Source organism: Amaricoccus tamworthensis, from assembly GCF_049800875.1.
GTDB classification, from domain to species: Bacteria; Pseudomonadota; Alphaproteobacteria; order Rhodobacterales; family Rhodobacteraceae; genus Amaricoccus; species Amaricoccus tamworthensis.
In genome coordinates, this window is the sequence record NZ_JBNAFV010000026.1 from 19,403 (window position 1) to 28,410 (window position 9,008).

At 57.9% G+C, this 9,008-nt stretch carries 8 protein-coding genes; 4 read left to right on the plus strand and 4 right to left on the minus strand.

The genetic code is table 11. The features are described 5' to 3' along the window. Window positions 1-227: 227 nt before the first annotated feature. The gene (locus tag ACP15P_RS22245) at window positions 228-1,142 is read left to right on the plus strand and encodes a LysR family transcriptional regulator (RefSeq protein ID WP_424930653.1); all 915 of its coding nucleotides are present in this window, start codon (window positions 228-230) and stop codon (window positions 1,140-1,142) included. Here the strand turns inward: ACP15P_RS22245 and bhcD are convergent. The 4 genes from bhcD to bhcA are packed head-to-tail and all read right to left on the minus strand — an operon-like array spanning window position 1,139 to window position 5,449. Next, a complete protein-coding gene (gene bhcD / locus ACP15P_RS22250; protein WP_424930654.1) occupies window positions 1,139-2,104 on the minus strand; it encodes an iminosuccinate reductase BhcD in 966 nt (321 codons plus the stop codon). The two genes, ACP15P_RS22245 and bhcD, sit on opposite strands and share 4 nt — an antisense overlap. Next, window positions 2,104-3,267, minus strand: a complete 1,164-nt coding sequence (gene bhcC, locus ACP15P_RS22255; RefSeq protein ID WP_424930655.1) for a 3-hydroxy-D-aspartate aldolase BhcC — start codon at window positions 3,265-3,267, stop codon at window positions 2,104-2,106. The genes bhcD and bhcC overlap by 1 nt, the downstream gene beginning before the upstream one ends. Window positions 3,268-3,287: 20 nt before the next feature. Further along, a complete protein-coding gene (gene bhcB / locus ACP15P_RS22260) occupies window positions 3,288-4,259 on the minus strand; it encodes a beta-hydroxyaspartate dehydratase BhcB (protein WP_424930659.1) in 972 nt (323 codons plus the stop codon). Beyond that, window positions 4,259-5,449: an L-aspartate--glyoxylate aminotransferase BhcA gene (gene bhcA, locus ACP15P_RS22265; protein ID WP_424930656.1), complete on the minus strand. Its 1,191-nt coding sequence runs from the start codon at window positions 5,447-5,449 to the stop codon at window positions 4,259-4,261. The genes bhcB and bhcA overlap by 1 nt, the downstream gene beginning before the upstream one ends. Before the next feature lie 186 nt (window positions 5,450-5,635). Here bhcA and bhcR point away from each other — a divergent pair, with 186 nt between their 5' ends. From bhcR to ACP15P_RS22280, 3 genes are all read left to right on the plus strand, one after another. Beyond that, window positions 5,636-6,460, plus strand: a complete 825-nt coding sequence (gene bhcR, locus ACP15P_RS22270) for an HTH-type transcriptional regulator BhcR (protein ID WP_424930657.1) — start codon at window positions 5,636-5,638, stop codon at window positions 6,458-6,460. Between the two features lie 105 nt (window positions 6,461-6,565). Further along, window positions 6,566-7,966 carry an NADP-dependent phosphogluconate dehydrogenase gene (gene gndA, locus ACP15P_RS22275; RefSeq protein WP_424930658.1) on the plus strand — a complete coding sequence of 467 codons (1,401 nt, stop codon included), beginning with the start codon at window positions 6,566-6,568 and terminating at the stop codon, window positions 7,964-7,966. An 80-nt stretch (window positions 7,967-8,046) separates the two neighbouring features. Continuing rightward, window positions 8,047-9,007 (plus strand): IS630 family transposase gene (locus ACP15P_RS22280; protein WP_424926437.1). Its coding sequence is split into 2 segments (ribosomal slippage): window positions 8,047-8,391 and window positions 8,393-9,007, totalling 960 coding nucleotides; the frame shifts between segments, so codons are not numbered across the junction. Window position 9,008: the final 1 nt, after the last annotated feature.

The window sequence follows — 9,008 nt, forward strand, 5'->3', positions numbered from 1 at the left end:
GAGCAGACCACGCTGTCGCTCAGACACTCCACATTTTTCTGGCCCTGCTGCCACGTTCCGGCCTGTCCGACACAACTCTGCCTAAATAGAAGTCTATCGCCTATTTTATTATTTAATCTACCAGGCCAATGCGGATAGACTTTCAACGTTTCATTGAATATCCGCGGCGCTTAGGGCAGCATCTTTTAACGGTCGACACCAATCCAAAGCCGAAAGAGGACCCCAAAATGCCCTACCTCGAAAGCATCAAGGTCTTCATACGTGTGGTCGAACTGGGCAGTATCACGTCCGGAGGACGGGATTTGCGGCTCACGCCTGCGGTTGCGAGCAATCGGATCAGGGAACTGGAAACACGCCTTGGGGTCCGACTGTTTAACCGCACCACACGCAAACTGGCTCCGACCGAGGCCGGACGCGTATTTTATGAGCACGCCAGGGGTGTGGTCAACTCCCTGGAGGATGCGGAGGCGGTGGTTGCCGGGTTTTCGGGCAATCCGCGCGGGGTGATCCGGGTCGGAGCACCGATCTACGCGGGCAGCCGGATCATTGCGCCACTGACCTCGACGTTTATCGATAAGTATCCGGAGATCGAGATCCGGCTCAATCTTTCGGACCGGGTGGTGGACGTTGTCACGGGAGAGATGGATGTGGCCTTTTTTGTTGGCGATCCTGGTGAGTCCAACCTGAAGCTGCGCAAAATCGTCGACTGCGAACGGGTTCTGTGCGCGTCTCCGGACTATTTGAAACGACGCGGTGTGCCGGAAAGCTGGAAGGAACTCATCCCGAAACACAGCTGTCTGCTGTTACGTTATCCCCGGTCGCCGGAATATTTCTGGGTTCTGGACACACCGGACGGGCCGAAACGACTCGACGTGTCGGGAAGGCTGGATGCGGATAATGGGGACGTGCTGACCACATGGGCTCTGGATGGACAGGGGATCGTCAACAAGCCGAAATTTGAAGTGGCATCGGAACTGGCGGATGGCCGACTGGTGCCTGTTCTTGAGGAAACGCCACCGCGCATGTCACGGTTTGGATGCCTCTATCCGCATCGCCGGTTGCAGGATCCAAAGATCCGGCTCTTCATCGACTTCATGGTGAAAGAGTGTCGCCGCCGGTTGGAGGCGACACCGGGCCTTTAGAAATCGACAGTGATCGCCTTGCCCTTTTCCAGCGCGAGTTCGACCACCGAAGCGGCCACCGCCAGATCCTGGAGGCCGACGCCGGTTCCGTCGAACAGCGTGAGCTCATCATCGGAGGTGCGGCCTGAGTGCCTGCCATTGATGACGTCACCGATGGGAGTGATGTCCGTTTCCGAAATGAGGCCTTCCCGGGCGGCGTGTTGACACTCCCCGAGGCTGAGCGACTGCGAGACCTCATCGGTGAATGCAGTGGCGCGGGCGACAAGAGCACTCTCAACCTCCTGCTTTCCGACCGTGTCCGTGCCCATGCAGGCGATATGGGTACCGCCAGTGACCTGGGCATCCTTCAGAATAGGATCAAAACTGGACGTTATAGTGATGATCACATCAGCCTCACCGCCGAGCCGGTCAAGGCTCACTTTCTCAAAGGGCAGACCTGCCTCCGCGGCCACGGCGGTGAGCCGGTCGAGGCGCTCCGGGTGCTGGTTCCAGCCAATCACTCTTTCAAACGCACGCTGCTCAAGAGCTGCACGCATCTGAAAAGTCGACTGATGACCCGCGCCAATCATCCCAAGAGTTTTGGCACCCTTCGGAGCGAGGTGGCGGATCGACACGGCCGATGCCGCAGCGGTGCGAAGGGCGGTCAAAAGGTTTCCCCCGACCGCGGCCTTGACCCGGCCCGTATCCGCATCGAACAGGAATATGGTCGACTGATGATTGGTCAGGCCCTTGTCCGCATTGCCGGGCCAGCACCCCCCAGATTTCAAACCAAGAGCGAGGCTCGATCGGTCGAAGCCTGATTTAAATCCGTAAAGCGCATCAGCATGACCGATAGCCTCGCGCACGACCGGAAAGTTATACGCGTCGCCTTTCGCCATTGAGGCAAACACCCTCTCAACAGCGGTGAAAGCTTCCGCCCGACCGATCAGTGAAGCGATTTCCTTTTCGGGAAGAATAATCATCAGTAAGCCTTCCCGCGGGCGGACACCGGCCAAAGGGTTTCTACCTTGCCGCCCCGCACGCCCACATACCAGTCGTGGACATTGCAGGTCGGGTCACAATGCCCCGGCACCAGGCGCAGACGCTCGTTCACTTTCAGCGCCCCGTTCGGGTCAGAGATGACGCCATGCTCATCCGAGCATTTGACATATTCCACGTCATCGCGGCCGAACACCACGGGCAGGCCACTGTCAACGGATTGGGCCTTAAGGCCCGCGTCGCAGATGGCTTTGTCAGCCTTGGCGTGGCTCATCACCGATGTCAGGATGAAGAGTGCGTTTTCCCATTCGCCATGGTCGATGCGGTTGCCGTCCTTATCCAGTATGCGCCCATAATCGGCGTCCATAAAGGCGTAGGAGCCGCACTGCAGCTCGTTAAAGATACCGGAATTGCCCTCAAAATAGTAGCTTCCCGTTCCACCGCCGCCGACGATGTCACATTCGAAGTCCTCGGCAGTGAGGGCGGCAACCGCATCGCGAACCAAATCCACAGCCACATCGATTTTCGCCTTGCGATCCTCATAGGAATCGAGGTGCTGCATCGCGCCCTGATAAGCCTGAATGCCGCTGAATTTCAGGTTTGGAGCTGAATGAATTGCCTTGGCGATCTCAACGACGTCCGGCGTGGTTGTAACACCGCAACGACCCGCGCCGCAGTCAATTTCCACGAGGCATTCAATCGTGGTGCCGGCGGCCTCGGTTGCCTGCGACAGGTCAGCCACGTTGGCGACGTCATCCACGCAAACGATTGTGCGCGCACCGAGCTTCGGAATGTTGGCGAGCCGTTTGATTTTGACCGGATCGCGGACCTGGTTGGAAACGAGGATGTCGGTGATGCCACCGCGCGCAAAGACCTCGGCCTCACTGACCTTCTGGCAGCAGACACCGCACGCATTCCCAAGTTCCGCCTGAAGCAGCGCTACATCCACGGATTTATGCATCTTGCCATGAACGCGGTGACGGACGCCCATCTGAGCTGCAAGTTCACCCATTTTGCGAATGTTGCGTTCCAGCGCATCGAGATCGAGCACAAGGCACGGTGTCTGGATTTCGCTTTCGTCCATACCCGGAACGGCGGGGACGTCATAGCCCACCTCAAGCGCAGCGAAGTCGGGTTGCATGTTCATTTCAGTTTATCCCCAAACAATCAGTTATTTATCCATGGTAGTGCGTCGAGATCGACATTGCCGCCAGTCAGGATCACGCCCACGCGCTTGCCTGCGAACACCTCGCGGTTGCGCAGTATCGCTGCAAGTGGCACGGCACTTGATGGTTCGACGACGATTTTCATGCGCTTCCAAATCAGCTTCATGGCATCGATGATTTCCTGCTCGCCAACAGTCAGGATGTCCGTGACGTGGTTGGAAACAAAGTGCCAGGTCAGTTCCTTGAGGGGAACCTTGAGGCCGTCGGCCACTGTCACAGGCGCATCTTCGGCAATGATGTGACCGGCCTTCAGGCTGCGGGCGGCATCGTCCGCCTGTTCAGGTTCGCCCGCGTAGATTTTTACATTCGGCGCGAGGTTCGACAGCGTCAGGCAGGTGCCGGAAATCATACCACCGCCGCCAACCGGCGCTATGACCGCATCAAGCCCGTCAACCTGTCCGAGCAGTTCATGCGAGCAGGTGGCCTGTCCGGCGATCACGCGATGATCGTTGTAGGGGTGCACGAACTCGGCGCCGGTTTCCGCCACGACTTCCGCGAATGTGGCCTCGCGGGAAAAGGTGGAAGGCTCGCACTCAACAATACGGCCTCCATATCCCATCACCGCATCTTTCTTCGCCTGCGGTGCCGTGCGCGGCATCACGACCGTGCAGGGTATGCCCCGGCGACCGGCGGCGTAGCTAAGACTGAGCGCATGGTTGCCGGATGAATGTGTGGCCACGCCCTTCTCCAGTTTTTCAGCGGGCAGACCGAAGACCGCATTGGATGCCCCACGCACCTTGAAGGCCCCGGCTTTTTGAAAGTTCTCACATTTAAAGAACAGATCCGCGCCGGCAAGGTCGTTGATAAAAGACGAGGTCATGACCGGTGTTTCATGTATGTGAGGTGCGATACGGTCCCGCGCCGCGAGCATGTCATCCAGACAGGGTATAAATATAGTGTCAGCAGCATCCATCATGCGGCAGCTCCAGTGACCATTGTTTCGGAGTCCCGATAGACGGCCTGGGCGGCGGCGACGCCGGAGCCCGCTTCGATTTTCAATCCGAGATCGAGCATGACCATTTCGGCGGTCGCGATTCCGGCCAGCGCCATAACATCCGTTAGACTACCCAGGTGTCCGATACGAAACACTTTGCCGGCAACCTCACCAAGACCAACACCATAAGCAACATCATAGCGGTCTGCAGCATGAATGACGATGTCAGTAGCATTGAAGCCCGGCGGTGTTTTGATGGCACTGACCGTATCGGAATAAACCCTCGGATTGGCTGCACAGAGGTCAAGCCCCCAGGCGCCAGCGGCGGCACGAACGCCTTCGGCGATACGGTGGTGCCGAGCAAAAACGTTCTCCAGTCCTTCCGCCAGCAGCATTTCAGTTGAAAGCTTCAGCCCATTCAGCAGTCCAACCGAGGGCGTATAGGGATAGGCATTGTTCGCATACCCTTTGGCCATGTCGCGCACATCGAAGAAAGTCCGCGGGAGCGTCGCAGTTTTGAGGGCCTGCATGGCACGCGGACTGAACCCGACAATGGCCAGTCCGGCGGGCAGCATGAAGCCCTTCTGCGAGCCGGTCACCGCAATGTCTACGCCCCACTCATCCATGCGGAAATCCATTGAACCGATGGAGCTGACACCATCGACATATAGCAGTGCGGGATGCCCGGCCGCGTCCAAAGCACGCCGGATGGCCGCGATGTCGGACCAAACGCCTGTCGCGGTCTCGTTATGCGTCGCAAGCACTGCGCGGATTTCGTGGGACTTGTCGGCTGTGAGGATTTCCTCGAAACGGTCAGCGTGAATGCCCTCACCCCAGGGAGTTTCGACCACCTCAACCTCAAGCCCATGTCGCTGGCACATGTCGATCCAGCGATGACTGAACATTCCATTGCGGGCTGCGAGGACACGGTCGCCAGGTGAGAGTGTGTTGGTCAGTGCAGTCTCCCAACCGCCGGTGCCGGTTGAGGGAAAAATGAAGACCTCAGCCGTTTCAGATTGCAGAACCTTCGCCACACCCTTTAACGCGGGTTGGAGAATGTCTCCGAACAACGAGGAACGGTGATCCAGGGTCGGCATGTCCACTGCCTTGCGCAACACCTCCGGGATGTTGGTGGGACCAGGAATGAATACGGGATTCTGGAAGTTCATTGTTGCGCTCCTCTAATTTGAGTTGCTGATAGACCCCGGGCCGAGCAGAGGCAATTTTTTTGAAAAATGCGATCATTGGTTAGACATTGTAATTTCTCCAAACAAATACAGGTACTTGTTTTTTTCATTGAATGAACTATTTTTTCACAATATGATTTTTTGTTGGTTTTTTCTCAGGATTACGTCATGCCAACCGAAAAAAGGCTCAGGGGCCGCCCCAGGAGTTTCAACGACAATCGGGCTCAAAACACGGTGCAGTCACTCGACAGGGCTCTCGATGTCCTGGAACTTCTGACGGATCAGGGGTCACGGACACTCACTGGAATCTCGGCCGCACTGGAGCAGTCTCCTGCGACAATCTATCGGATGCTGACCACGTTTCAGTTGCGCGGTGTCGTGCGAATGAATCCCACCACCCAAGAGTGGAACATAGGACCGGAGGCATACCGTATCGGATCCGCGTTTCTGCGCCAGGGCGGTCTGATTGAGCGAAGTCGCCCATTCATGCACACGCTCATGGAGGAGACCAGAGAGACCGCCAATCTCGGCATCGAAAAATCCGATGAGGTTCTCTTCGTGAGTCAGGTGGAAACCCACGAGACAATCCGAGCGTTTTTTCCACCTGGAACACAGTCTCCCATGCATGCATCCGGCATCGGCAAAGCCCTCCTGTCCATGTATTCGGAGGAAAGGTTCGAGAGGCTTCTGAAAAAAATGCGCCTCGAGGCATTCACGGAATTCACGATCACGGATCGCGACCGGTTGCGGGACGAAATGCTGCGCATCCGCCAACAGGGCTACTCCTTTGACAACGAGGAACGCACGGTTGGGATGCGCTGCGTTGCCGCACCGATCACCAATGTTCATGGTGAGGTCATTGCGGGAATTTCAGTTTCAGGGCCATCGCACCGAATGACGCTTGAACGGGTTCCAGGGATGGGTGCAATAGTTCGCCAGGCCGCTGATGCGACCTCCCAGGGGGCGGTGGCAATGCAGGGAATGGAACGCTGATACGCTGCCGGTTATTTGCACGGAGTTTTTGGGCTTTCCCTGGTCCACGAGCCTGATAACAATGCGCCTCGCTTGTTAACGGACTGACGGGATCGAGAGACTCTTATGGCGGACATTGGACTTATCGGGCTCGGCACCATGGGTGCGGCGCTGGCCCTCAATATTGCCGAGAAGGGCTTCCCCATTGCCGTCTACAACCGCACAACTTCGGTCACCAGGGATTTTGTCGCCGGTGCCGGTGAACTGGCGGAGCAACTTACTGCATGTGAGACCCTCGAGGAACTAATCGGAGCGATTGCAAAGCCGCGGTCGATTATCCTGATGGTGCCGGCGGGCGGACCGGTAGATGCAATGATCGAACAGATCCGTCCTTTACTCGACGAGGATGACCTGATCATCGATGCGGGCAATGCGAACTACCATGACACCGTCCGGCGCGCCAAAGCGGCCGAACAAGCCGGAGTTCCATTCCTTGGAATCGGTGTATCCGGCGGTGAGGAAGGAGCACGTCATGGGCCATCGATCATGGGCGGTGGTGAAAAAGCCGGATGGGACCGGGTTGAACCGATCCTGAACGCAATTGCCGCAAAGTTCGGCGACACTCCCTGCGCAACCTGGATGGGTCCGGACGGTGCGGGGCATTTCGTCAAAACGGTTCACAACGGTATTGAGTATGCCGACATGCAGATGATCGCCGAGGTTTATGGCATCATGCGCGACGGCATGGGTATGGACTCGAAAGCAATCGGGAGCACCTTTGCGGAATGGAACCGCGGACCGCTTTCCTCCTATCTGATCGAAATCTCAGCAACGGTTGCGAACACGGCCGACAGCCATTCTGGCGAGCCGCTCCTCGACGTCATTCTTGATTCCGCCGGGCAGAAGGGTACCGGTCGCTGGACAGCTATTGAAGCGCTCCACCTTGCTGCTCCCGCGACAGTCATTGAGGCCGCAGTTGCCGCCCGGAACCTTTCATCCAGAGTTGATGCGCGCAAAGCTGGTCAGGATCTGTTCGGATCAGCGGCACAGCCCTTGGAAGACTCCACCCTGAACCTGAAAGATCTGGAAATGGCGCTGCTGGCCGGAAAAATCGCTTGTTATGCGCAGGGATTTGGCATTCTTACAGCGGCATCGGAGGAGCGGTCATGGCCCCTTCCCCTGCCCGAGGTTGCAAAAGTCTGGCGCGAAGGCTGCATCATCCGGTCCGCGATGCTTGATGACATGGCCGCCGCACTTGCCGACCACCCGGGCGGAAATCTGATGTACGCTCCGGATTTCGCAAAAAGACTCACCGACACGCATGGTTTCCTGCGCAAGGTGGTTGCGGCGGCGGCCCTGGAGGGACATCCAACTCCAGCTCTGATGGCCGCACTGAGCTATTTCGATACCATGCGCACATCACGTGGAACGGCCAACATGATCCAGGGTCAACGAGACTTTTTCGGCCGTCATGGATTTGACCGCCTCGACGGGCTCGACATCCGTCACGGCCCCTGGGCCGACTAAAGCGGTTTGCGTTTGATCTGAATCGAATTGGGATTCACAAGCCCGCCTTCGTCTGATTCACTTCTGTTTGGAGGTGGATCATGGGCAAACCTTACTCTTTGGACCTTCGGGAACGGATTTGCGCCTACGTCGCTAAGGGCAATTCGGCCCGTTCAGCGGGGCGGCTGTTCGGTGTGAGCGCAGCCACGGCGGTGCGATTGGCAGCGGAGCACCGTAAACACGGCACGGCGGTTCCCAAGCCGCAAGGTCGTACCGCCGGCCGGTTCGGCAAACTCGCCCCGCACCGGGACTTTTTGCTGGAGATCGTGCAGGCCGAACCGGACATCACGCTCAAGGAACTGGCCGCCGCCCTCGCAGAGACACATGGCGTGGAAGTACAGCTCTCCTCGCTGCACCGCGCGCTCGAACGCGCCGGACTGTCATATAAAAAAAGGACTGATCGCGGCGGAACGTGACCGACCGGCGTTGCTCCAGGCCCGCCGTGATTGGATCAAGCGCCGCCAGCCCCGTATGCGCGCGGAGCCGCACAGGCTGGTTTTTATCGATGAAACTGCCGTGAAGACGAACCTCACACGGTTGCGCGGTCGGGCCCCTGTCGGTGAGCGGCTTTATGCCGGGGCACCTTTTGGCAAATGGGGCACGCAGACCTTCATCGCAGGGCTGACGCAGGATGCCCTGATCGCACCGTGGGTGATCAAGGGAGCCATGAACGGTCCGGCCTTCGACACTTACATCGAAACCCAACTGGCCCCGGCGCTCGAACCCGGAACAGTTGTGATCCTCGACAACCTGTCCACCCACAAAAGCCCGCGTGCGGCACAAGCCCTGAAAGAGCGCGGCTGCTGGTTCTTGTTCCTGCCCGCATACAGTCCCGATCTCAATCCCATCGAAATGGCCTTCTCGAAGCTCAAAGCCCACCTGCGACGCATCGGCGCCAGAACCTTTGAAACATTGTTTCAGGCGCTCGGAGACATCTGCGATCTGTTCGACCCGCAGGAGTGCTGGAATTTCCTCAAAGCTGCAGGGTATGCCTCAGATTAAA